Annotated in this window: 25 protein-coding genes; 19 read left to right on the forward strand and 6 right to left on the reverse strand. The window is 59.6% G+C overall.

What is annotated here, in order from left to right; all coding sequences use genetic code 11:
• Positions 1 to 331: 331 nt before the first annotated feature.
• The 11 genes from DBZ32_RS16110 (at position 332) to DBZ32_RS16165 (ending at position 9,645) form a co-directional block, all read left to right on the forward strand.
• Positions 332 to 1,579 (forward strand): MFS transporter, encoded by a 1,248-nt coding sequence (locus tag DBZ32_RS16110; RefSeq protein WP_208539258.1) that lies wholly within the window; start codon positions 332 to 334, stop codon positions 1,577 to 1,579.
• A 214-nt stretch (positions 1,580 to 1,793) separates the two neighbouring features.
• Positions 1,794 to 2,615: a formate/nitrite transporter family protein gene (locus DBZ32_RS16120; RefSeq protein ID WP_119168200.1), complete on the forward strand. Its 822-nt coding sequence runs from the start codon at positions 1,794 to 1,796 to the stop codon at positions 2,613 to 2,615.
• Positions 2,612 to 3,601 carry an ABC transporter ATP-binding protein gene (locus tag DBZ32_RS16125; RefSeq protein ID WP_119168201.1) on the forward strand — a complete coding sequence of 330 codons (990 nt, stop codon included), beginning with the start codon at positions 2,612 to 2,614 and terminating at the stop codon, positions 3,599 to 3,601. Before DBZ32_RS16120 ends, DBZ32_RS16125 begins: the two co-directional genes overlap by 4 nt.
• A gap of 401 nt (positions 3,602 to 4,002) precedes the next feature.
• Positions 4,003 to 4,620 (forward strand): hypothetical protein, encoded by a 618-nt coding sequence (locus DBZ32_RS16130; protein ID WP_119168202.1) that lies wholly within the window; start codon positions 4,003 to 4,005, stop codon positions 4,618 to 4,620.
• A gap of 356 nt (positions 4,621 to 4,976) precedes the next feature.
• Positions 4,977 to 6,089 (forward strand): AI-2E family transporter, encoded by a 1,113-nt coding sequence (locus DBZ32_RS16135; protein ID WP_119168203.1) that lies wholly within the window; start codon positions 4,977 to 4,979, stop codon positions 6,087 to 6,089.
• Between the two features lie 134 nt (positions 6,090 to 6,223).
• The gene (locus DBZ32_RS16140; protein ID WP_119168204.1) at positions 6,224 to 6,766 is read left to right on the forward strand and encodes a hypothetical protein; all 543 of its coding nucleotides are present in this window, start codon (positions 6,224 to 6,226) and stop codon (positions 6,764 to 6,766) included.
• Complete coding sequence (locus tag DBZ32_RS16145) at positions 6,763 to 7,170, forward strand: phage holin family protein (protein ID WP_119168205.1); 408 nt, start codon at positions 6,763 to 6,765, stop codon at positions 7,168 to 7,170. The genes DBZ32_RS16140 and DBZ32_RS16145 overlap by 4 nt, the downstream gene beginning before the upstream one ends.
• Complete coding sequence (locus DBZ32_RS16150; protein WP_119168206.1) at positions 7,167 to 7,532, forward strand: DUF3618 domain-containing protein; 366 nt, start codon at positions 7,167 to 7,169, stop codon at positions 7,530 to 7,532. Before DBZ32_RS16145 ends, DBZ32_RS16150 begins: the two co-directional genes overlap by 4 nt.
• A 101-nt stretch (positions 7,533 to 7,633) precedes the next feature.
• The gene (locus DBZ32_RS16155) at positions 7,634 to 8,074 is read left to right on the forward strand and encodes a hypothetical protein (RefSeq protein ID WP_119168207.1); all 441 of its coding nucleotides are present in this window, start codon (positions 7,634 to 7,636) and stop codon (positions 8,072 to 8,074) included.
• A 580-nt stretch (positions 8,075 to 8,654) separates the two neighbouring features.
• Positions 8,655 to 8,852 (forward strand): CsbD family protein, encoded by a 198-nt coding sequence (locus DBZ32_RS16160; RefSeq protein WP_119168208.1) that lies wholly within the window; start codon positions 8,655 to 8,657, stop codon positions 8,850 to 8,852.
• A 94-nt stretch (positions 8,853 to 8,946) separates the two neighbouring features.
• Entirely contained in the window at positions 8,947 to 9,645 is a 699-nt protein-coding gene (locus tag DBZ32_RS16165; RefSeq protein WP_162906799.1) for a PRC-barrel domain-containing protein, read from the forward strand.
• Positions 9,646 to 9,733: 88 nt separating this feature from the next.
• On the opposite strand, the gene DBZ32_RS16170 is transcribed toward DBZ32_RS16165, so the two are convergent.
• Positions 9,734 to 10,471, reverse strand: a complete 738-nt coding sequence (locus tag DBZ32_RS16170) for a Crp/Fnr family transcriptional regulator (protein WP_208539259.1) — start codon at positions 10,469 to 10,471, stop codon at positions 9,734 to 9,736.
• Between the two features lie 174 nt (positions 10,472 to 10,645).
• Between DBZ32_RS16170 and DBZ32_RS16175 the strand changes: the two genes are divergently transcribed.
• Positions 10,646 to 11,032 carry a hypothetical protein gene (locus DBZ32_RS16175; RefSeq protein ID WP_119168211.1) on the forward strand — a complete coding sequence of 129 codons (387 nt, stop codon included), beginning with the start codon at positions 10,646 to 10,648 and terminating at the stop codon, positions 11,030 to 11,032.
• A gap of 87 nt (positions 11,033 to 11,119) precedes the next feature.
• On the forward strand, positions 11,120 to 12,964 hold the full coding sequence (locus tag DBZ32_RS16180; RefSeq protein ID WP_119168212.1) for an HWE histidine kinase domain-containing protein: 1,845 nt from the start codon (positions 11,120 to 11,122) through the stop codon (positions 12,962 to 12,964).
• A gap of 525 nt (positions 12,965 to 13,489) precedes the next feature.
• Here DBZ32_RS16180 and DBZ32_RS16185 read toward each other — a convergent pair.
• Entirely contained in the window at positions 13,490 to 14,044 is a 555-nt protein-coding gene (locus DBZ32_RS16185; RefSeq protein WP_119168213.1) for a sigma-70 family RNA polymerase sigma factor, read from the reverse strand.
• A 1-nt stretch (position 14,045) separates the two neighbouring features.
• Positions 14,046 to 14,339: a NepR family anti-sigma factor gene (locus DBZ32_RS22870; RefSeq protein ID WP_407923504.1), complete on the reverse strand. Its 294-nt coding sequence runs from the start codon at positions 14,337 to 14,339 to the stop codon at positions 14,046 to 14,048.
• Between the two features lie 186 nt (positions 14,340 to 14,525).
• Here DBZ32_RS22870 and DBZ32_RS16190 point away from each other — a divergent pair, with 186 nt between their 5' ends.
• From DBZ32_RS16190 to DBZ32_RS16205, 4 genes are all read left to right on the forward strand, one after another.
• Complete coding sequence (locus DBZ32_RS16190) at positions 14,526 to 15,350, forward strand: response regulator (RefSeq protein WP_119168214.1); 825 nt, start codon at positions 14,526 to 14,528, stop codon at positions 15,348 to 15,350.
• Positions 15,351 to 15,465: 115 nt separating this feature from the next.
• Positions 15,466 to 15,957 carry a hemerythrin domain-containing protein gene (locus DBZ32_RS16195; protein WP_208539260.1) on the forward strand — a complete coding sequence of 164 codons (492 nt, stop codon included), beginning with the start codon at positions 15,466 to 15,468 and terminating at the stop codon, positions 15,955 to 15,957.
• A 104-nt stretch (positions 15,958 to 16,061) separates the two neighbouring features.
• Complete coding sequence (locus tag DBZ32_RS16200) at positions 16,062 to 16,637, forward strand: exopolysaccharide biosynthesis protein (RefSeq protein WP_119168216.1); 576 nt, start codon at positions 16,062 to 16,064, stop codon at positions 16,635 to 16,637.
• Positions 16,638 to 16,778: 141 nt separating this feature from the next.
• On the forward strand, positions 16,779 to 17,255 hold the full coding sequence (locus tag DBZ32_RS16205) for a chalcone isomerase family protein (protein ID WP_162906801.1): 477 nt from the start codon (positions 16,779 to 16,781) through the stop codon (positions 17,253 to 17,255).
• 262 nt (positions 17,256 to 17,517) lie between these two features.
• On the opposite strand, the gene DBZ32_RS16210 is transcribed toward DBZ32_RS16205, so the two are convergent.
• The gene (locus tag DBZ32_RS16210; RefSeq protein WP_119168218.1) at positions 17,518 to 17,682 is read right to left on the reverse strand and encodes an entericidin A/B family lipoprotein; all 165 of its coding nucleotides are present in this window, start codon (positions 17,680 to 17,682) and stop codon (positions 17,518 to 17,520) included.
• A 1,211-nt stretch (positions 17,683 to 18,893) separates the two neighbouring features.
• Positions 18,894 to 19,061: an SAM-dependent methyltransferase gene (locus DBZ32_RS16215; RefSeq protein ID WP_208539261.1), complete on the reverse strand. Its 168-nt coding sequence runs from the start codon at positions 19,059 to 19,061 to the stop codon at positions 18,894 to 18,896.
• A gap of 253 nt (positions 19,062 to 19,314) precedes the next feature.
• On the opposite strand from DBZ32_RS16215, the gene DBZ32_RS22540 reads away from it, so the two are divergent.
• Together DBZ32_RS22540 and DBZ32_RS16220 are read left to right on the forward strand one after the other, a co-directional pair.
• Positions 19,315 to 19,989 (forward strand): GMC family oxidoreductase, encoded by a 675-nt coding sequence (locus tag DBZ32_RS22540; RefSeq protein WP_235830229.1) that lies wholly within the window; start codon positions 19,315 to 19,317, stop codon positions 19,987 to 19,989.
• Between the two features lie 5 nt (positions 19,990 to 19,994).
• Positions 19,995 to 20,291 (forward strand): hypothetical protein, encoded by a 297-nt coding sequence (locus DBZ32_RS16220; protein ID WP_235830242.1) that lies wholly within the window; start codon positions 19,995 to 19,997, stop codon positions 20,289 to 20,291.
• Between the two features lie 78 nt (positions 20,292 to 20,369).
• Here DBZ32_RS16220 and DBZ32_RS16225 read toward each other — a convergent pair whose 3' ends face one another.
• Complete coding sequence (locus DBZ32_RS16225) at positions 20,370 to 21,635, reverse strand: amidohydrolase/deacetylase family metallohydrolase (protein WP_235830230.1); 1,266 nt, start codon at positions 21,633 to 21,635, stop codon at positions 20,370 to 20,372.
• Positions 21,636 to 21,672 lie beyond the last annotated feature (37 nt).

The following is a 21,672-nucleotide window of genomic DNA, read 5'->3' on the forward strand; positions in this document are numbered from 1 at the left end:
TCGGACCTGGACCAATCGGTGGCAGAACCGGTGTGAGAGGTAATCGAGCTTCGAAGCAGGGAACCGATTGACCGGTTGTGGCATTGAATTAAATGCCACAACAAATGGGTTGATAAGCTGTCCTGCTCGCCTTGTCAGCGCTCCAAACTGGTTCTGGGCTATGGAGAATGCACCGCTCCAGCGTCGAGCCGATGGCGGGTTCCCAATGCTTTTGTCATTAGCCCACGCCGTTATTCAACCGGCGTGGTGCCGGCTGCAGAGGGAGGCAGCTTAGCGGTGTCTCACTGGCGTCCGGAGACCGGAGGTTGCCGGGTAAGGGGAAGTTTTCCCGATGGAAAACATCGAATCAGGTAAACGGGCAGCGTCGTTGACCGTGTCGCGAGACGCGTTGATACACGTCGTCAGTCTTTCGGCCAGCAAAGTCGCTGACGGCTTTGTCGATCCCAAACTGGTCCTGTCATGGCTGTTGAATGCCATGTGGGCTCCGGGCGCTGTCATCGGGGCTCTGGTTCCGATCCGTGAGGCGGGTGCGCTACTCCCACAGCTCGCGTTGGCTCCGCGCATCGGGGCCGCTCGCCTGCGCAAACTCTATTGGACAGCGGGATCTGTCGTGCAAGGTCTTGCTGCGATCGGCATAGCCGCAGCTGCTCTACTGTTGGAAGGCACAGCTGCCTGGGTGACCGTGCTCGTTTGCCTTGCAGCCCTATCGATCGCCCGTTCTGCCTGTTCCCTAAGTTACAAGGACGCCTTGGCCCGCACCGTGGAAGAAGGACACCGCGGTCGTGTGATGGGGGCGGCGTCGAGCGTTGGCGCGCTCCTGGTCTTTGCCTTCGGTGCAGCTTTGGCCTCTCAGGTACTGCCTCTGACCGTTCCATCAATCGGCCTGATCGTCTGTGTTGCGGGCGCGCTCTGGCTTGGAGCTGCCGGCTTCTTCGTCCTTTTGCGAGAGCCGTCTCAAGGTGGAAACGCCGTTTCGGACGAGATCAAGGATCTGTTCGCTCCACTGTTCACCGACGGACAGTTGGCAAGGCTGGTCGTGGCGCGTGGGCTGCTGACCGCTACAGCACTGGCTCCTCCCTTCATCGTCATGCTTTCTGCGGCTGGAGACGAACAGAGGTTGGGTCAGCTTGGCCCCTTGGTGCTGGCATCGGCCGCCGCATCGATCGTTTCAGCCTATCTTTGGGGGCAGCTTTCGGATCGGTCGAGCCGCCGAACGCTCATGCTGTCGGGTGTCACCGGCGCCATCGTCCTGGGGATCTGTGCCACCACCGGCTACAGCCTTGGACATCTTGGTGGAGTCATCGGGTCGGTTTGCGCAATTTTCACTGCGCAGATTGCCTACGAGGGCGTCCGGTCCGGACGCAAGACGCATATGACGGATATGGCGTCCGACGACCTACGCGCCCGCTACACGGCTCTTTCGAACACCGCAATCGGGGTTTTGCTGCTGCTTGGTGGCGGTTTCGGCTTGCTTGCGGACGTGGCTGGCGTGCCGGCAGTCTTGGCAGTGTTCGCCCTGCTTTGTGCCTTCGCCGTACCGGTCGCGGCGTCCTTGAATGACGTGCAGCGTGGCGAATGAGACTCTCACGTGCAGGACAGTATAGACAACATCGTACTTGCTCAGCTTCGTGATCGCCGGCGCGATCCGATCGATCATGGTTCGCAGTTCCTGGGTGCGACACTCGTTTTGCTTCTTGTCTGGATCGCGGTTCAGGTTCCGCGTTTCGTCACAGTTTATCCGGGTCCGCGGTTGTCGCTTCGCAGCGCGTTGATTTTGGGGAGGATCGCAACCTATGAGCCGACCTGAGTTCGAGGAGCAGGAGCACGACAGGATCGAGGACCGCAGGCCTCTTTCAGGCAAAGAGACCTTCGAGGTCGTTCGGCGTGCCGGGGAGGAGGAGCTGACGCGGCCGTCGATCTCTCTTGCCTGGTCAGGGTTGGCCGCCGGTCTTGCGATCGGATTCTCGGTCATTACAGAAGCCGCGTTCATGAAGTATCTGCCGGCTGAGGCTCTCTGGACTCCCTTGATCGCCAATATGGGATACACCGTCGGGTTCATTCTGGTGGTTCTGGCACGCTTTCAACTCTTCACCGAGAACACCATCACCCCAGTGATGCCAATCTGCTACGCCCCCACAAGTCAGAACCTCCTGGCATTACTGCGAAACTGGACGGTTGTGTTTTCGGCGAACATGGTTGGTGCGATCCTGTTCGCCATATTCGTCATCCACACGGCCGCCGTCTCCGAGGAAATCAAGAACGGTGTGCTGGAGCTCGGTCGCCATGCGGCGGATGGCAGCTTCTTGAAAACTGTCGTTCAAGGGATCGGAGCGGGCTTTCTAATCGCAGCTCTGGTCTGGCTGCTGGCCAACAGCAGAGGCGGTGAACTTTTGATCGTTTTTGTCGTCACCTATGTCATCGCGCTTGCCGGCTTCGCACATGTGATTGCTGGCGCAGTGGAGGTAGCTGCCTTGGTGCTGACGGAAGCGATGGGGGTGACACGGGCCTTCTTCGGTTTCGTGGTACCCGCGCTGCTTGGCAATGTAGTCGGCGGTACGGTGCTTTTTACGCTGATTGCCTATAGCCAAGTCCGCGAGGAGCTGGGGCAAGGGTGACTGTCGCCAGTCCCAATCGGATTCAGCGGACCGGCGATGACCGGCCCGTTTCCGGCCTCTATCAGTTTGTCTGGCGGATGAGCGGCTGGCGGCAAGCGACCGCCGTTCTGCTGTCTTTGATTGTCGCCGGCCTAAGTGTCGTTCCTCTTGAACTTCAGCGTAGAATTCTCGATCAAGCCGTCGCCGACAACGATTTGGAATTGCTCTGGATACTGGCCGCCAGCTATCTGGGCGTCGTTCTGGCGAACGGAGGTATCAAGCTGGGCTTGCGCCTCTACCAAAGCTGGATGTCGGAGAGCGCCATCCTCTATTGCCGGCGCCACCTAGCGGATCTCCATCGTGCGAAGCAGTCGCAGGCAACGGACAAAGGCACCGCGATTACCATCGTCAACAAGGAGATCGAGGCAGTTGGCGGCTTCGTCGGGCCAGCTCTCTCCGATCCCGCACGTCACGTTGGGTTGCTGGTCTCGATCCTGGGCTACATGGCTATCGTTGAACCCCTGATCGCTTTTGTAAGCTTGGCGTTCCTTGCGCCGCAAGTTGCCCTGGCGCCCATCATTCAGCGTAAGCTCAATACCTTGATCGAGGATCGGATTGATCTGCTGCGCTCGATCAGCGAGCAACTGGCAGACACCACGAGTGACACATCGAAGAGCCCGGGGTTTCGACAAAAGACTTTGCGCGTCTACGGAAACCGCATGCGTTTCTTCTTCTGGAAGTTTTCGGGCAAGGCAGTGCTGAATCTGATGAACAGTCTGGCACCCCTGTCGGTCTTAGTCCTCGGTGGGTGGATGGTCGTAGAGGGGCGCACCGAGATCGGAGTTGTCGTCGCCTTTATGTCGGGCTTTCATCGATTGGCCGAGCCACTTCGAGAGCTGATCGCCTACTATCGCCTGTCTGCGCAGACCGCGGTTCAGCACGCCCTTATCGCACGCTGGATGATGAGGGACGGAGCTGTAGCCGGTGAGACAACCGGCAGCGCGTAATAGGTTGTCGTCATGGCCTTGGTGTTGACTGCGCGGCCTGCTCTTGGGTGTCGTGGTCTTGGATTGCCAGTCGGGGTCGAGAGTCACGGCTAGGTCAAGCTCCGAGACAGTGCAATTCCAAGTCGGTCAGCAGCTTCGTGATCTTTCTTTTTCGGTGGGAACCGGATGCCATGCTGCGGCGTTGCGGCAACGAGGACCGTTTAGCCCGAGGAGCGGGGCCGGTTCAGAAACGATGCAGATCGCGTCGAGACGTCAAGGTCGCTTGTCCGGCGGTTGGCCTTAAGAGGACCGGTTGCGGGGACGCCGCCGTATCTTCGCTGGCCCCATGGCGCGATGACACTCTGTGATATGGCCGCCTCGCATCGGATTTTGACTAAGTGAAAGACAGGGAGTCCAGGCAGATGACCTATGGTGATGACGTGGTTGATGAGCGCAGTCGGCGTGAGCGGGTAGCGGAAGCCGCCGGCCGCATTGGCCGCACTGCCAGGGATCGCGGCGGCGAGGCCGCCAACCGTGCGGTCGGTTTTGCTCGGGAGAACCCCTTCCCGACGGCACTGGCCGGGCTCGGCCTAGGCTTGCTGGCGGTCGCGGTGCTGGGCGGAAGCGGCCTGCGGCGTCGCGTGCGAGAGAGAGGTGCCGCGGTCGGCAGCTCCGCACAGGACCGTCCCTGGACGGTCGGAGCCGCGGCCTTCGGTCTGGGAGCTGCCGCTGGATACCTATTGCCCCGCGCCGCGGCCAGCCTGCAGGACCGCTGGGATCACGATGCGGACGGCGACAGCGCGACAGAGTTCGAGGACGAACTGCAGGGCGAGGGCGACTACCAGGCCGCGCGCCGCTACCGAGAGGCAACCGAAGCCTTCGTCGAAGACGATAATCCCACTGCGCGTGCCCGCGCAGCGGCGGAAGAGTGGGCGAGAGAGCCGGCTGCCTTACGCCGGGCCGAGGCTGCAGGACGGCGCCCGGCGGAGGGCTCCGCTTCGAGAGGCCGGAAGCCGACTAAGCTCGGTAACGGTGTTTGAAGCCTCGAAACCAGACCGCCTTTAGGTTGCGTCGAATGAGCAGGCCAGGACGGGAATAGCGCTCCATGGCGATCCGGTTCTAACACGGCTCGACTGTGAAGGTCTGAATCAGGAACCCCGTCCGCATTGGCGGACGGGGTTCCTGAAGGAGGGCATTCACTTCAATGCGATGCCACAGAGGACATCGGCTTAAAAACATCGCAACGCGAATAAAGTTCCCGCGCGCGGGTCTTTTCTTGATCGGTCGGTTCACAACTGGCTCTCTGTCGGTTCGGAGTTGTACGAACACTCTCTCATCAACGGAAACAGGTTAGCAGCAAACCCCTTTCCTGCAGGGCTTTGCTCAGAAAGAGGCTATGGTGCAAGAGCAGAGCGAGGGGAACGTCGGTCAGTCACCGCGCCCACTTGTCGAGCTGCCAAAGTCGGTCGGCGCTGCGATTATGGTGATCGCCGTAGTGGCTCTGTTCAGCGCTCTCTATCTGGCCCGGGCGCTATTCCTTCCGATTTTTCTTGCGATCATCCTCTCACTGACACTCCAGCCGATCGTGCGGACGCTGTCTCGGCGCGGTCTGCCGGCAGGGTTTATCTCGATTTTGCTGATCCTGCTTCTGGCATCGGGGCTTCTCGTTGTCGCGACAGGTCTGTCGCAGCCCGTGCAGCAGTGGATCGACGACGCGCCACGGATCGCCTTCATCGCCAAACAGCGCCTTGGCGACCTCACCCAACCGATGGAGGCGATACGTCAGGCCGAAGAGCAGGTGCAGGCCATCGCCGACAGTCCAGACAGCACGGCTGCCGAGGTGGTCGTCAGGCAAGGCGGTTTCATGTCCCGCACCGCCGACGACGTTGTTTCCATCGCGGCCACCATTCTGATAACGCTTGCACTCTCACTCTTCATTCTGGCGCACAGCGACACTTTCTATGAGAAGCTTATCAAGTCGCTACCACGGCTGAGCGACAAGAAACGGGCTTTCCGGATCTTCATAGATACTGAGCGAACCGTTTCGCGCTACCTGCTCACTATCGCGGCGATTAACCTCACCCTCGGCTTGGCTGTCGGCGCGGTCATGGCGCTCCTGGGGCTCCCCGATCCCTTCCTCTGGGGGCTCTTGGCGGGCTTGCTCAACTTCATGCCTTATCTCGGCGCGTTGGTCGGCTTGAGTTTCGTATCGGTCGCTGCTCTCATTACCTTCGACAGCATCGGATATGCGGCTCTGATCCCTCTCTCCTACTTCGCCTTGACGACATTGGAGGGGCACTTTTTGACGCCGATCATTCTCGGACGTCAGCTCAAGCTGAATGCCGTTGCGATCCTTTTGTCGGTTCTGATCTGGGGCTTCGTTTGGGGGATCATCGGGATGCTGATCGCGGTGCCCATCCTGATCATCGTCAAGGTTTTCTGCGATCACGTGGAGAGCCTGAAGCCCTTTGGCGAGTTTCTGTCGGCTGCGGACCGCGATACGCGTTAGCTCGGCAGGCTGTCCGGCCCGGCGACCTCGGTGCTCGATCGCTTGCATCGAAAAATCGGAACTCTAGGCGGATCGTTGCGTTGCTTCGGGAGATATCGATCCGACGTCTAGCGAAAACGGAATGGTCCTTCCTCATGCAAAACAAGAGTGAAACATCTCAAGCCGCCGCGCCGACTGGGCGGAAAGCCCAACGCGGAGGCCGCGCCAACTCCGGGAACAGCAAGGCGGCCGCTGCTGATGGGAGCGACCCGGCGTCCGCTGTCGCCGAAGAGGCCAAGGGGTTGGGCTACACGGTCCGTGACTTCGGCTATTCTCTGGTCACGCGCCAGAAAGACAGCGTTGGAGAGGCGCTCGAGGACGTCGCCGCCGGCCTGCGGGAAAGCAGCCGCTCCATGGGTGAGCGGCGCAACATCGGTGCGGTTATGGATCAGGCCGCCACCAACCTGGACGGCCTGGCTCAGGACATCAAGGACCGCAGCATCGGTTCGATCTATCAGGACGCCGAAGACTTCACGAGGCGCTACCCCGTGGCGGTCGCGATCACGGCGGCTGCCCTCGGGTTCATGATGGCGCGTTTCGTCAAGAGCTCGAACGAAGAACGCCGGTTCGACGAGGACGGCAGGCTGGAGGGTAGTCAGAGGGGTTCGGGGCGAGAAACCTCAGGTGGTGTAACATGAGCAGCGCCGATCGACTCGATCAGCCGAGATCGCTTTCGGACGTCACGGCAGAGGTCCTGCGGAGTGTTTCCGACTTGATGCAGTCGGAGATTAAGCTGTTTCGGGTAGAGACGAAGGCTATCTTGGCGCAGGCCATCCGGGCCATGGTGGTTCTTGCCTTGGGCGCCGCCTTCGCGATCGTTGCGCTCATGGTAACGGCCGACGCGGCCGTAGCCTGGCTGACGGCAGTTCTGGGCTCCGCCGCTCTCGCCGCTGTTCTGGTCGCCCTTGCCGCCGGCGTGGTAGCGGCCGTGTTGCTTTTCATGGGGCAGCGACAGCTATCGCAGCTCGCTATGACTCCGGAAAAGTCGCTTGCCTCCATCGAGCGCGATGCAGATCTCGTGGCACGAAAGGTGGGCCAATGAGCGACGATGTCTCTGAAGTGGAAGAGAGCGTTGCCCGATCACGCGCCAAGCTCGAGCAGTCGATTGACCGTCTGCAGAGCCGCCTGACACCCAGCAGCGTTATCGACGACGCGCTGGGTGCGGTGCGCGACTCAGATTACGCTCCCTTGATCGACGACGCCTTCGCAGCCCTGCGCAGTAACCCAGTTCCTGTGGCTCTGGCAGCGGCAGCCATCGGCTGGTTTGCCTACGAGGTCAATCGGAAAACGCAGGAGCGCCGCGCCCTTGAACGGCAAGCGCTAGCCGCGTACGAGCCGGCGGCCGACAGTAAGCTGCATCAGGAGCCGATGAGCATTGAACCTGCAGCCCGGACATCGGGCTGACACGCTGAGAAGAGGAGAACGGCATGACCGAAGTGAAGAAGAAGGCAGCCGGGACCGCTGGCGCGTCGGGAAAAGGCAGAGCAAAACGGAGGGCAACTCCTATGGCGTCGCAGACCGCAGGCGAGAAAACTGCCAGTGACAAGGTGGCGGCGGAGCAAAGCTCTCTCGGCGAGAGGGGGCGCGAGGCGGCCGGTGCTGCACGTGATGCCGTGAAAGAACGAGTGGAAGCGACGGCGGAGTGGTCGCGCGATCAGACGGAAGGCGCGCGACGGACGGTGGACCGTTCGGCTCAGAAGCTTCGGCAAGGCGCCACAAAAGCCGGTCGACGCGCGAAGGGAGTTTTCGACGACTATCCTCTGGCGCTTGGTGTCCTGGCATTTGCCGGTGGATTCGTGCTGGGGACAGTCCTGCCGCGCACGGTGCCTGAGAACCGCTACATCGGACCGCTCCGCGACGATCTTAAGGAGCGGGGTTTACGCGAGAGCGAGCGCCTGGCGCGCCAAGCCCGCGAGTATGCCGAGGAGTCCTTGCGACAGGATTAGACCCTCGTTCGTGACCGATCGCAGATAAGGCGTTTCGGTCTCGCCACAACGCAGAGTCTGCGAACATTTCGGTGCTGCGTCGCTTCAGGGTGGACCGGCAAGCGCGGGCTTCACGCTGGAACCGAGCAGCACGGCGTATATGTGTTTGTCTGCAGGGGTGGCCGACATGTTTGATCGCGCGTGCCGCGTCAGTTTCCCATTTAGATAACAAGCAGCTTCGATATCCGGTTTGGGTTTGAGGTTCTTGGAGTTTCATTTTGGGCGTCGAGGCGTCTTTATGTTTATCTGCTTCTCTTTCAGCGAGCCATCTCTGGCGAGGCGAATGCATCATAAGTGCGAGATGCCGATAGGTCTGGTTTGAAGATAAGGTTGGGTAGGCAATATGAGACATATATGTCTCATATTGCCATTCACCGAGGTTTAGAATTGATATAATCTCACTATGTTTTGGAACCAGTTTAAGTTTGAGACATTTGATAAGTGAAGCCTGTGGAAGTTGGTGACAGAAATCCAAGGTGGGTTACGCCCACTCACAGGACATCTTCCAGGTTCTCACTTTCTAACTCTGTAGGAGGCAGAAATGAATTGGGATCAGGTCGAAGGTCAATGGAAACAGCTTTCCGGCAGCGTAAAGACGGAGTGGGGCAAGCTAACCGATGATGACCTCACCGTAGCGGAGGGAAATCGCGACAAGCTGGCCGGCAAAATTCAGGAGCGCTATGGCGTGGAGAAGGAAGAGGCCGATCGTCAGATCGATGCCTGGCTCGCTAAACGCTAGATGCACCGCGTTTGAACCAGCCAGCCCAGGCGCTGGTCGTCTTCGATGGGCTTTATCGTTTCTAAATCATGATCATAAGGTAAGGAGTGAAGCAATGAAGAAGTATCTGGCTTCGGCTGCGGTTATTGCGCTGATGAGCGGGGCCGCTGGAACCGCTGCGGCAGAAGAATGTCGCGTCACGAATGCCGAGTACGAGCAACAGGTGATGGAGAATCCCGATCTGCGGGCCTCTTACACTGTGGATCTGTTGCGCGACATCCGCGAGCTGCGCGACGCCGCTCATACCCTCGCAGCCTACGGCAAGATCGATGCCTGCCAGAACCTGGCTGAAACCATCAATACCATGGTGGAAAATCCCGAAGAGCTGCAGCGTGATATGCTGCAGGCCGAGGCAGTAGAACCTGCTGCCTACACCTTCGATGAGGCCCAGGAGCTTGCACAGACGGAGTCACAGTTGCGTGTCGACCAGATGCTTGGCGCTGACGTCCGCGGCCAGAACAACGAAGTGATCGGCGAAATCAGCGATGTCGTCATCTCACCGACCGGAGAGTCGGCCTACGCAATCGTGGCCTACGGTGGTTTTCTCGGCATCGGTGAAGAAGAGTCGGCTGTGCCCTTCGACGTCCTTAAGGCATCTCAGGACGGTGAAGTCTTTTTCCTGCCGATGACCGAAGAAAAGCTTGAGGGAGCCCCCCGTTTCGTCCGTGGCGACTTCGAGTGGTCCGCTGATCAGGAGTGGCTGCAGCAGAACGACGCCTTCTATCGGAATGTCGAGGCAGGCTCCTCTAACTAACATACGCCTTGATGTTCTTATCGGGAAAGGCTCGCGGTTCGGCGCGAGCCTTTCTCTTTTTCTGAAAGCTCGGACCGTGCAGTGCCCTCTACAGAAACGGGCGTCGTTGGGTCGAAAGCTCGTTTGCTTGGGCGATTCGGCGAAGACCCTCAGCGTCGTGGATCTGCAGCAGTCGGCCTTCCCATGACAGGCATTGCTCGTCGCGCAGTCGTCGCAGTGTTTTGTTGGTGTGAACCAGCGAGAGCCCGAGTGTGTCGGCCAAATGCTGTTGGGTGAGCGGAAAGTCGAGTTTGTTACCTTCGGTCAGTCCCAGTTCCTCCGCTCGGTGGAAAAGATGCCAGAGGACGTGGGCAAGCCGCTCTTTCGCCGTCCGCTGACCCACTGACAGAAGATGTTCGTCGAGCAGGCGTTCCTCGCGCGCGGCCAGCCAGGTGACATCGAACGCCAGCGAGGGGAAGCCCTCGTAAAGGGTCCAGATCTGGTCGCGTGAGAAGACGCACAGCAGCATGGGTGTCAGAGCTTCAACACCGTGACTCATTTCATTGAAAACGGATGCTTGCAGACCGATCAGGCCGCCCGGCAGCGCATAGTTCAGAATCTGACGTCGCCCGTCCGGCAGCGTCTTGTAGCGAAAGGCCCAACCCTTCAAGACCGTAAAGAGGTGGGGACTGTTCGCTTCCTCCAGAACGATCGGTGCGCCCGGCTCGACCGCCAACTCGCCCTGCTTGAAGCTCTCGATGAAAGACAGCTCGCTTTCCTCCATCTCACGAAAGCAGGAGCGCTTGTGATGAGGGCATTCCCTGCACTTGATCTGGCGAGGCGGCACGTTTCGACCCTCCGATACTTATTCGTCAGATTCCTACGGACGTTTGTCATTTGACAAAGACAGACCCTCTAGCAGGCACTAGCGTCCGTCTACCGCGAATTCGCTACTGGCCCTGCAATGCTGGCTTGCTGGCTGCGAAATCGACCCAAAAGCTAGCCAAAGGCACACCTGCGTATGCGCACAACCTCCGATATGAAAGCCGTCGTTTTGCTGCATGACGATGATTGCGCCGCGTTTCAACTCGACGGTTGGCTGCAGGAGTGCGGAACAAAGACGGTTTACAGCGCCCGAAGCCTGGCCAACGTAGAGGCTGCTCTGGTGGGCGGCAGTATCGATTTGGCGATCGTCCTGATGAACGAAAGCTGGGGCACTGCGGACGGCGTTCTTCAACAGTTGGGTATGGCTCAGGTGCCCGTGCTCGTTCTTGACAGTTCTTCGAATTACGTTTCCGCGCAGCACGACTGCAAGCCGGCCGAAGCGCGAAAGGTCGCGATTGATCGTTTCCCGAGAGATCGCGATTCGCTCGAGACGGCGATCAAGCGGGCGATGACTGCGTCCTAGTCACCGCTGCGCTCCCGTCTCTGACGTTCCTGACCTCCAAACCTCTGCGTCTCCGTCAACGGAGGCCGTTCGCGTTCAAGGAGCACTATGGCGTCGCCATTCGAAACGCCAAGCGCAATCGATGGTCTTATGCCCGTTGGTGCCGCGATGTCGTGGCGCGTCGATTACATATGGCTGCATACCGTCGCGGATACGGCAATTGCGATTGCCTGTGTCTGCGCCGGCCTTAGCGTCTTGCGCCTTGCCTTTTGGAATGGCCGTCGCACCATCGGGGACATTGGTCTTCTCGTCGTCACAGCCGCGTGCGCGCTGATGCTGGGACTGGTTCACATGGCGAGCGTCATTACGCTCTGGCAGCCTTGGCACCTTTCCTTCGGTGCACTCAAGACGGCAGCAGCTCTCGTTTCGATCTGCGCAGCCTGGATACTGGCCAGGCGTGCCTTTGGCGCAACTAGAAAGCCGGCGAACCTTGCGCCGACTGCACCGCTGGCATTGGTGGAGGGAAGAACGCCACAAGACAAGGATGCGGAGCAAGCATTTCGCGAGGTTTCAGACAGCCTGTCATTTGATGACGCCAAGAGTGCACAGCTCACCTCGCGACAAGCCTTTTTCGAGATCGCCACCGAGAATGCGCAGATCACTTTGTTCTGCCAGGACCGAGATCTCCGCTATCTCTGGGTTCACAATCCGAGGTTAGGCTATTCAGTCGAGGAACTCGTGGGTCTTACCGATTTCGATGTTCTGCCGAAGCAGGGGCGCGACCGAATCATCGAGGTCAAGTACCGGGTCTTCGCGACGGGGGAACCGGAGACCTTCGAGGTCGAAGTCCCTGAGGGCGACAGTACCTCGTGGTTCCAAGTGACCACCACTCCGCTGAAGAATGATTCGGAAGAGGTGGTGAGCATTGTCTCGACCGCCGTCGATATCACCCGGGCCAAGCGGCTTGAAACCATGCGTCGAGATCTGACCGGCAGATTGTCCGAAACCATCCAGCGCTTGTCTGTGGCGTTGCGGGCAACGGGTGTTTTCGTCTTCAGTCAAGACCAGGATCTGCGATATCTGTGGGTGAGTGCACCCAACGACACTTTAGGACTACGGGTAGGCGATCTGGAGACGGAGCGGCAGGCAGACACAGCCGGATTACGCAGTATTTCCTTGAAGCGCCAAGTAATGGAAAGCGGTGGTGGCGCGATGGACGAGATCGCAGTGAACGACGCGGAGCAGTCACGGTGGTTCCAGCTGAACGTCGAGCCAACACGGGGAGGCGATGGGCAGATTGTCGGCGTGACAGGCGCTCTAACGGACATCACGACACTTAAGCGACACGAAGAGCAGATGCGTGTTGTCATGCGCGAACTCTCCCATCGTTCGAAAAACCTTCTGGCTGTTATTCAGGCTGTGGCGCGGCAGACAGCTCAGACCGCGCCGGATCTCGATGTCTTTGTTCGAGGTTTCGCCGACCGGCTTCGGTCCATCGCCCTGGCCCAAGACCTCCTCGTCGCCGTTGATTGGGAGTCGACCACGCTCAATGGCCTGATCGAGGGGCAACTCAATCCTTACCTCCCTCGGGAGGGGGGCCGGGTTCGTGTCGAGGGACCGCCGGTATCTCTTTCGGCGCAAGCGACCCAAACATTAGCGCTCGCCTTTCACGAGCTGACAACTAACGCCATCAAGTACGGTGCTTTGTCGAACGAGCGAGGAACGCTCGAGGTGGTATGGTGCCTGACCCAGCGTGATGGCGAGAGTTACCTGCAGCTATGCTGGCGAGAGCTCGGCGGACCATTGGTGAGTGAGCCTCTGACTCGCGGGTTCGGACGCACGGTGATCGAGGATAACGTAGCAACGGTTTTGTCTGCAGATATCACGCTGTCCTTTGCACCGGAAGGTTTGGAGGCCCGCTTCGAAATCCCAAGCAAGAATCTAGCCGTGTAGTAGCTCAATCACCGTGACTTCCGATCGACGCTCCCATCAGTTCGCTGTGCGACTTCAGGAGCGGTTCGCCATCGAACCGCTCGACAAGGTAAGCTGGATTTCCCGAGTTTGCCGATCTCTCGAGTGGTCCACAGGGGCCATCGCGACTGACGCGATGCCGATAGACTTCTCGAACGATTCCGCGCCGCACTGTACCGGCGGCATCTTTCCATCTGACCATCGATCCTATGCGATACGGATTGGACATAACTAAAGCCGTCACTTTGTTTGCTTTCCGCTGAATTCCATTCCCCTTACTCGAGAACACAACTTGTCTCACGTACTCTGGGTTCCGAAGCTCAAGACGAATTGATGTCGATGGACTGGGGGAGACAGCAGTATCTGTCTACAAGCCGACTTGCGGTCGGTTGTTGTGGGGCTTGGTATAGGCGTCGCCGTGGCGGTAATTCCGGCCGGCGATCACGCGTCTTTGGCACAGCCGCAGAATCATGCGGTCGTACGGGTACCCTAGAGAACGGGACCGTCCTAAGCCGCGGGATCTACCTGCACGGCCCCGAGCGACCGCAGCGCTGAGGAATCGGCACTGCGGTCTTGTCGCTCGGAAGAGTCGACCTGCAGAAGTTCCGCCAACCGCAGTCGAGCCCTGTTTACCCGGCTCTTTACTGTCCCGGTTGCGACACCCGCTATCTCTGCCGCTTCCTCATAGGCAAAACCTGCAGCGCCGACCAGAAGTACAGCTTCACGTTGTTCGTCCGGCAGACGAAGGAGGGCGCGGTGCAGGTCCCGCATGGCAAGTTGGCCGGGCTGCTCCGGGACACTCGCCAGGTTTGCGGCGAACGTGCCCTCGACGTCCTCGACTTCGTGTCGCCTTTTCCGGAATTCGGAAAAATAGGCGTTGCGAAGGATGGTGAAAAGCCAGGCACGCAGGTTGGTGCCTTCCTGGAACTTGTCGAGGTTGGCGAGAGCCTTCATCAACGCTTCCTGGACAAGATCGTCGGCGCGGTGCGTGTCTCCACAGAGCGAGATAGCAAAAGCGCGGAGCGGAGACAGTTCGGCAACAAGTTGCTCGCGTATCGACATTCTACGGCCTCTCTTGATCGTCTGATGATCGTAGGCCGGAGCTCTTACTGCCGTCTGCTGTTTCGGAGGAATCTAGCTGTTTGAGTAGCTCGAGCAGTCGGTCTGGCACGGGTTCCTGGACCAGGCCGTCATACATCCTTCGCAGTTCCGTTCCGATGTGGGCGAGTTGGCTGTCCTCCAGTTGGCCGGATGTTGTCGTCTTAGCGCTGTCGTCGGGAGTTGCCTTGCCGCCGACTCGTGGCGATTGATTCCCGTCGGCTGGCACCGATGAAGGCTTTTTAGTGTCAGATCCCATAGTCTGAACCCTATAATGGAACAGCGGCCGACCATCCGCTTTGCCGCATGGCCCCAAAGTATTGAAACTTATGACGCCAAAATCGGTTCCCGACACGCGATCATTTTTTGCAGCGGCAATGGAACCGGATGAGCCAGCGGGCGTTAAGTTGTGTAATTGTACACCAACCTGCACTGAAGGTGCGACATGACGCTCTCCCAGGCCGTCGCCGACAACCTGCCGTTTTTGCGGCGATTCTCTCGCGCCTTGACAGGTAGTCAGGATCGTGGAGATCGCTACGTTGCGGCAGTACTGGAGGCGCTTGTCGAAGACCCGAATGTCCTCGAAGGTATGGACAACCGTCGTTTGGCATTGTATCGCCTGCTGCTGACGGTCTGGGGATCGGTCAATGGCGAGAACGAGGTCGCTGGACATCCCAAAGCCAGTGGAGACAAGCGTTTGGAGAGCATTGCTCCGCAATCACGCCAGGTTTTTCTGCTGGCGACAGTTGAACGCTTCTCCATGCCCGATATAGCGAGCATCTTGAATATTTCCGAGGCGGATGCTCAGGATCTGCTGGAGCAGGCCGGGCGAGAGATCGCTGCGCAGGTCGCAACGCAAGTCCTGATTATCGAAGATGAACCCTTGATCGCCCTCGATCTCAAGGGCCTCGTGGAGAGCTTGGGGCATACCGTTCAGGGTATCTCACGAACTCAAGCTGAGGCGGAGACGGCTGCGCTCGAGCAACCACCAGGGTTGATTCTGGCCGACGTCCAACTCGCAGACGACAGCTCGGGTGTGGATGCCGTCAAAAACATTCTGGAACACTTTGCGACGCCGGTGATTTTCATCACGGCTCACCCGGAGCGACTGCTCACAGGCGAAAAGCCGGAGCCAGCGTTCCTGATCACAAAGCCGTTTGATACCGGAGCCGTCAAGGCAGTGATCAGTCAAGCGCTGTTCTTCAACGTGAAAAGCGGTGCCTCCAGTGCGACTGAAGTGAGTTCCAGCACGCAAGCTTCCATGGTTTAGGGCGCTGCCGCTCAGACCAGCGCGGCTGAGCCGACCGGAGTCGCAGCTCCTTTCATCGAGGCAGCCAAGGGAACGACGCAGGGCCCAACAGTCAGCTTTGCAGTAAACCAGAGCGGTGCGCGAGGCTTTGCTTTGGAGGGGCTGGGCGTGCGGTGGGGAGTGGAACATGAGCATCTTTAAACGTTTGAAGGCGGACCACGAACTTCAACGGAGGCTCGCGGAGCGGATCATGCAAACGTCCGGCGATAGCCCGGATAGGCGTGACGCATTTGCCACGCTGAAGCGCGAAATCGAAGCTCACGCCAGCGCTGAAGAGCAATCGCTCTACGCTACGATGATGGCATTGCCCGCCGGCCAGCCGAAGGCGCGCCACTCGACGGCGGAGCACAAGGAAGCTGCCGATATACTGGAAGAGCTGACGCAGCTCGAGATGTCGAGCGGTGCTTGGCTACGTAGATTCGAGCACCTGAAGCAGCGTTTGGAGCATCATCTCGACGAAGAGGAGAGGGAGATTTTTCCGGCCGCCAACAAGCTGCTTTCGAGCTCAGACGTGACGGATCTGGCCGTGATCTTCGACGAGCGAAAGGCCCTGAAGCTGAAAGACTGACGTCGCCCGCTCCCGCGCGCGAAGGCCACTTGGTTCTATGAATATGATTATGTGAAAGGCGAGAGAGTGCTTCAGCAGTCGATTCTGTATGAGACGAGCCGAGCATGGAAGAAGAAGAGAACCTCACCGATCTGGTCAGACGACTGCGCGATGAGGCAGACGACGGCCAGGTAACGCTTGATGACGCGATGAAGGCAATTGGGTCCCGCGCAATCGGGCCGCTGCTATTCATTCCTTCGCTGTTGGCCATTTCGCCGATCGGCGAAATTCCTGGGATGTCGATCGTTTTAGCTTCGGTGATTATCCTGGTCGCAGCTCAGAGCATTGTATCCAGCGACCACATTTGGCTCCCAGAGGTTCTTAGAAAGAAGAAGCTGCCGCCCGATACTTGGAGTGCGGCGCTCGATAAGGCCGAGCGATGGACGAAGCCGCTCGACCGCTACTTCGGGCGACGGCTATCGACCTTAGTTCGGCCGCCTATTCCCAGCTTGATCGCCGCAGTGTGCATTGTCTTGGCTGCTGCCATCGTGCCCCTGGCGCTGATTCCTTTCGCTGTCGCCGCCCCGGCAGGGGCGGTTCTTCTATTCTCCATCGGTCTCGTGACCCGTGACGGCCTCGTCATCGTTTGTGGGGGTGCGGTGGCGGTTGCAGCCATCGTATGGGCAGCCTCAACACTATAGGAGTAAGGCAGCTTTTGCTGCGCCTTCGTTCGACAACACGAGCGATCTGGATTGTAAGTGTATGACGAAAGGTCTGCCGCGATGAGGAAGAGGTGGGTTTTCGCTTGGGCCGGTCTTCTGGCCCTTTTTTGGACAGTTTCGGTGTCGGCAAACGACTACGGGCTGCCGCGCTCAGTTCAAGTCGGTGAACGTGAACTCGACATCAACGGCTATGGTAAGCGAGAGATCTTGTTTTTCGATGCTTATGCCTGCGCTCTCTATCTTGCTCGGCCGAGCAGCGACGCCAGTTTCATCATGAGTGGTGATATATCGACGGCCATCGTAGTTAGAGTGCTCGCGAACGACCCCCCTGACGAGTTCCCGGACAAATGGGATGAAATTCTCAGGCAGGAGATATCCGGCAGAGCCTATCGTCGGCTAGAGAAGGCGTTCGAAAGACTGTCGACGGGAGATAAGATTCAGTTTCTGTATGGGCCCGGCCAAGGCACTCGCGTGCTGCTGAACGACAAGCAAGTCGTGAGCGATCCTGGTCATGGCTTGATGGTAGAGATTCTGGATCACTGGATTGGTAGTGATCCCGTCTCAATCGATCTGGCGAGTGCGTTGCTCGCGCGCTAGATGAGCCGTGAACGCTCTGCTAGCCAGCCATCATTCTCGGTAGCAGTTAGGTTAAGAAAGGTAGCCGTTCCGTTGAAAGGATTTTCTGGACGTTAGGCGCGCCAACTCCATGGCTTCTATGGCAGAAGGGGATGCGTCGCCTTCTCGAGCTAACGCATCCCCAAGAGACTAACTGTCATGACGAAACCGGCGACACTTCCTGTTTCACCGATCAGTACACAGCTAATCTCCTGCATGGGGTCAGGCTACTTGCCAGACGGACTTAGTCGATAGCGTCTTTGGTGTCCTGGGCGCCGTCCTGAATGGCCTCGCCGGCTGCTTCGACATCTTCGCCAGCGCCTTCGACAGTATTACAGGCGGCCGTAAGTGACAGGAGTGATGCAAAGAAGATTGAGACGAGAAATCGTGCGAAAATCTGTCTGCTCATCACGGGATTATTCCCCTTTCCATCCATTTCTCGAGCACGCCGTACTTCGGCGCATAGAAGTTGTGACAACAAAACGGCAAGGCACAAGAAAAGTTCCAGGTGCGGCCTGAAAAGAGACTATTACCATCATTTAGATGGTTGCACGTCGGCGGTTTGGGCCGTAAATGCCTCAGACCGCAGGAGGATGCATAGAAGGGAGCAGGTGGCCGATCGTTGCTTCAATCGTGCTGAAGGCCCAGCCGGTCGTAGCGCAGCGAACCGTCTCATTCTACGCGACCTTCCGCCTCTAACAGCCTGAACGCACGCCGTGAAAACTAGACGGTGGAACCGCCGTTCGTCTGTGACGTTTCCTTGGATGAAGGTCGACTGCGATCTCTTCCGATCATGAACCAGCTTGGAGTTGCGTGACAAATGCCAAACTTTCGAATGCTATTGGCCGCGGGGATGCTCGCAGGTATAGCCGCTTTCGCGACCGGATGCGGCGAAGAAGACGGGCCGGCAGAGGAGCTGGGCGAGTCCATCGACGAAACCGTCAATGACGCTGAACGGGCTGTTGAGGATGCGACAGACTAGCCGACAGTTGCGCAGCGGTGGGTGTCTGCTCCAAGACAGGGTGACTGCCTCGGTCGTCCCGGGGTCCTTGGTGCAGCGCTCTCCACTCGCTTACCAGCTTGTTCGGCGATAGGGTAATGTTAGCTTTTCCAAGTGGCACAGCTTCACGAAGTTCGGATCGACATAACGGACCTCCGCCCCTTGGGCCGGACAGCCTACATTCGTTAGGCTTCGATCTGCCATAATCGCTCTGGTGTGTGAGGTCGTTGTAAAAGCGTCAGATCTGCGTGTTCGTTCTTTCGCGTAGCAGAATTGGATAACACTGAGGACTATGCCGCTGCTTGGAAAAGGCCCTGCTGATATCGTTGGCTGCGGGCCGTCGCCACAGTCAAATCAGTGAAGAGATCGAATGTCGGTCTCGGTGGTTGCGAGTCCCCGCAACCAAGTCCAATTTGCACCAAGACAATCCAACTACATCAAAAACGAACCACGGCGGGCCAAAAGCCCGCCTTCGTCGTTCGGCTAAACAGCAATGACTTAGTCCGTAGGTTCAAGTCACTTCATAGCCAGCCTGCGAAGGAAACCGTGATCGTATCAACTTGCGTTGATTGAATGCGGCTGACCCAATCTCGTTCGTTAGACCTTGACGCGCTCTTTTATTAGGCCGCAGGCGTGGTTCGGCGCAGAAGATAGATGTCCATGATCCAGCCATGCCGGGCGCGGGTGGCCGCGCGGGCCGGGACGATCTCCGGCCCGATCTCGGCCAGCGGACCGCTGAGCAGGAGTTCTTCGGGCATGCCCAGGTAGGCACCCCACCAGATCGTCACATTCTCTTCGGGCAGGGTCCGGAAGCTGCAGTCGCCGTCGAGCGCGGAGTGGTCGGCTTCCTGATGGATTGGGGAAAAATAATAATTAAATCATAAACTTAAAGGAACGTGTGTGCACTCCGTGTGCAGGCATCGCTCTGACCTGGCGGGTACCGCCGGCCCTGTTCCTAATCATCGACACTGTGACTCCTGCATTAACCGAAGGCGCGTATAGGGCGGCGGCACGCGGGCGCATGAGCTGACCCGGTGCGGCATGAAGGTCGTGCTGCTGGAAGCCGGACCGCACTTAACAGCAGATGACTTCATCAACAACGACTGGGCGGCGTACGAGCAGCTCTCCTGGCTCGATCGGCGCTCCGCCTCAGGTAGCTGGCGGGTGGCGAAGGATCACCCGGACGAACCGGTCTGGCACTGCGCAGTCGTCGGCGGGACGGCAACCCACTCGTCGGGCTGCTGCCTGCGTCTGCAGTCGTACGAATTCCGTGTGCGAACGGTCTACGGGGACGTGCGGTGCGCCAGCCTGATCGACTGGCCCGTCACCTACGAGCACCTGGAGCCCTGGTACGACCTGGCGGAGCAGAAGATGGGAGTTACCCGCACCGGCGAGCGTCCCGGCCTTCCGGCTAACAACAACTTCAAGGTCATGTACCGCGGCGCAAAGGCGGTCAGCTTCGACAGCGTGACCACCGGCCGCCACGTGATCAATTCCGAGCCCTACGACGACCACGCGGCGACCGATCAATCCGGCTTTACAGTGCAGGGCGATAAGTCCCGGGCGAAGTGGTCGACGCTCTATATGGAGACTCCGAAGGCGCTGGCGACCGGCAAGCTGGAGCTGCGCCCGCAAAGCCGCGCGCTAAGGATAGAGCACGATGCCGGGGGACGGGCGACGGGCATGCGGTTCAGGGTGACGGGGAGGTCTGCCTGACCGCCATCGAAACCTGTCTGACCGGCACAGTCCGACTGACGGTGCGCAAGGACATGAGGCTTGCCATGCCGCGGGCCGAGAACGCCTCGCACTGGATCGCTATGGGTATGCACGAGGACCTGGACGATGCCGCGCGCCAAGCGCTGCGCGAGATGATCGACCTGATCGTCGAAGTGGCCGGCCTGTCGCGCCAGGACGCATGTTCGCTATGCAGCCTCGCTGCCGACCTGCGCGTCACGCAGATAGTCGACGGCAACAAGGGCATCCACTGCATGTTGCCGAAGAGCGCGCTGCTGGCCTGAGGCTACACTGCGAGCGGGTGACGCGTAGCGAAGGTCGCGCCCTTCAGCGCGCCTCCGACTGCGGCGCATCCCGGTCCCTCAGGCCGCTATCGCCGGCGGGACGAAGGGCGAATCGACATCGAATCGCCGGCCGCCGCGCAGGCAGAGGACCGGCCGCACCAGCCTCTCGGCGGTCTCCTCGACGCCGCTGTTGTCGGACAACTTGAACCGGCCGCTCTCGATCTTCAGCACGCTGACGTCGGCCTCGCGGCCCGGCTGCAGCGTGCCGAGCGTGTCCTCCATGCGGATCATCTTCGCCGGGTTCGCCGTCACCATGGCGACGACCCGCTCCAGCGGCACGCCCAGATGTAGCAGCTCGCTCATGGCGATGGTCAGGTTGAAGGGTGCGACGCCGGCGAAGGGGTTGCTGAGCCGCTCCTCCGCGTCTGCCGTTTCGGGGACGCGCACATTGTAGCCGTGCATGTCGGCGCCCAGCGTGAAGGGCTCTATCCCGGCCGCCAGCACCTTGCGCGCCACGTCGAAGCTGAAGTGCGAGCCGTGGCCGACATCCACCGTCACACCGCGGTCGTGCACCGCCTCAAGCAGAATCGGGTGGATCTCGCCGGTCGAGGAAACGAAGCCGCCGGGGTGCCGGGTGAAGGGATGGGCCAGGATGTCGCCCGCCTCCATGATCGGCACCAGCTCGCGGATCAGCTCGTCTGCGTCGGGAATCGGTGCCGAGTCGGCCGTCGGCCAGAGCTGGCCTAGGTGGATGTAGAGCGGCAGGTCGGTCTCGCGGCTTATCGTCTTTCCCACCTTGATCACCTCGAGGCCCCAGCGCGACTGGCCGCCGATCTCGGCGTGCGCCTTGATGCCCTTGATCAGGTCCAGGTTCTGCTTGGCGACCCGGCCGGTGTGCTCCGGATTGACGCCGTTCGGGCCATAGAGATCGGGGTAAAGGTGCCCCTCGAGGCCGCCCACCAGATAGCAGGAGATGAAGCAGAGCACGCGGCTGTCGGCCGGGCCGGAGACGTAGTGGCGGAAGCCGCCGATGGTCATGCAGCTCGGGCCGCCCTGGTCGATCAGCGTGGTGACGCCGGAGCGGACGCCGACGAGGTCCGGGTTCAGCCCGAACTTGCCGGTGACGTGCTGGTAGACATGAGCGTGGGTGTCGATCATGCCCGGCAGGACGAGCAACCCCGTTGCGTCGATCCGCTCGGCAGTCTGGGCCGCCGACAGGTCGGGCTCAACGGCGGCTATTTTGCCGTCGCTGATGCCGACATCGAAACGCCCGTTGCGGCCGCCGGCCGGGTCGATCACCGTCCCGCCGGCGATCAGGATGTCGAACTGCTGCGTTTCGCCCACCTGCGTTCCCTCGCTCCCCAAGTCCAGGAAAATAGTT

Origin of the sequence: Algihabitans albus (genome assembly GCF_003572205.1) — a bacterium.
Classification (GTDB): Bacteria; Pseudomonadota; Alphaproteobacteria; order Kiloniellales; family DSM-21159; genus Algihabitans; species Algihabitans albus.

What these genes read in the sequence shown, in the direction of transcription:
- DBZ32_RS16110 (WP_208539258.1), top strand. Translation starts at nt 332, where the DNA reads ATGGAAAACATCGAATCAGGTAAACGGGCAGCGTCGTTGACCGTGTCG.
- DBZ32_RS16120 (WP_119168200.1), top strand. Translation starts at nt 1,794, where the DNA reads ATGAGCCGACCTGAGTTCGAGGAGCAGGAGCACGACAGGATCGAGGAC.
- DBZ32_RS16130 (WP_119168202.1), top strand. Translation starts at nt 4,003, where the DNA reads ATGACCTATGGTGATGACGTGGTTGATGAGCGCAGTCGGCGTGAGCGG.
- DBZ32_RS16135 (WP_119168203.1), top strand. Translation starts at nt 4,977, where the DNA reads ATGGTGCAAGAGCAGAGCGAGGGGAACGTCGGTCAGTCACCGCGCCCA.
- DBZ32_RS16140 (WP_119168204.1), top strand. Translation starts at nt 6,224, where the DNA reads ATGCAAAACAAGAGTGAAACATCTCAAGCCGCCGCGCCGACTGGGCGG.
- DBZ32_RS16145 (WP_119168205.1), top strand. Translation starts at nt 6,763, where the DNA reads ATGAGCAGCGCCGATCGACTCGATCAGCCGAGATCGCTTTCGGACGTC.
- DBZ32_RS16150 (WP_119168206.1), top strand. Translation starts at nt 7,167, where the DNA reads ATGAGCGACGATGTCTCTGAAGTGGAAGAGAGCGTTGCCCGATCACGC.
- DBZ32_RS16155 (WP_119168207.1), top strand. Translation starts at nt 7,634, where the DNA reads ATGGCGTCGCAGACCGCAGGCGAGAAAACTGCCAGTGACAAGGTGGCG.
- DBZ32_RS16160 (WP_119168208.1), top strand. Translation starts at nt 8,655, where the DNA reads ATGAATTGGGATCAGGTCGAAGGTCAATGGAAACAGCTTTCCGGCAGC.
- DBZ32_RS16165 (WP_162906799.1), top strand. Translation starts at nt 8,947, where the DNA reads ATGAAGAAGTATCTGGCTTCGGCTGCGGTTATTGCGCTGATGAGCGGG.
- DBZ32_RS16175 (WP_119168211.1), top strand. Translation starts at nt 10,646, where the DNA reads ATGCGCACAACCTCCGATATGAAAGCCGTCGTTTTGCTGCATGACGAT.
- DBZ32_RS16180 (WP_119168212.1), top strand. Translation starts at nt 11,120, where the DNA reads ATGGCGTCGCCATTCGAAACGCCAAGCGCAATCGATGGTCTTATGCCC.
- DBZ32_RS16185 (WP_119168213.1), bottom strand. Translation starts at nt 14,044, where the DNA reads ATGTCGATACGCGAGCAACTTGTTGCCGAACTGTCTCCGCTCCGCGCT.
- DBZ32_RS22870 (WP_407923504.1), bottom strand. Translation starts at nt 14,339, where the DNA reads ATGGGATCTGACACTAAAAAGCCTTCATCGGTGCCAGCCGACGGGAAT.
- DBZ32_RS16190 (WP_119168214.1), top strand. Translation starts at nt 14,526, where the DNA reads ATGACGCTCTCCCAGGCCGTCGCCGACAACCTGCCGTTTTTGCGGCGA.
- DBZ32_RS16200 (WP_119168216.1), top strand. Translation starts at nt 16,062, where the DNA reads ATGGAAGAAGAAGAGAACCTCACCGATCTGGTCAGACGACTGCGCGAT.
- DBZ32_RS16210 (WP_119168218.1), bottom strand. Translation starts at nt 17,682, where the DNA reads ATGAGCAGACAGATTTTCGCACGATTTCTCGTCTCAATCTTCTTTGCA.
- DBZ32_RS22540 (WP_235830229.1), top strand. Translation starts at nt 19,315, where the DNA reads ATGAAGGTCGTGCTGCTGGAAGCCGGACCGCACTTAACAGCAGATGAC.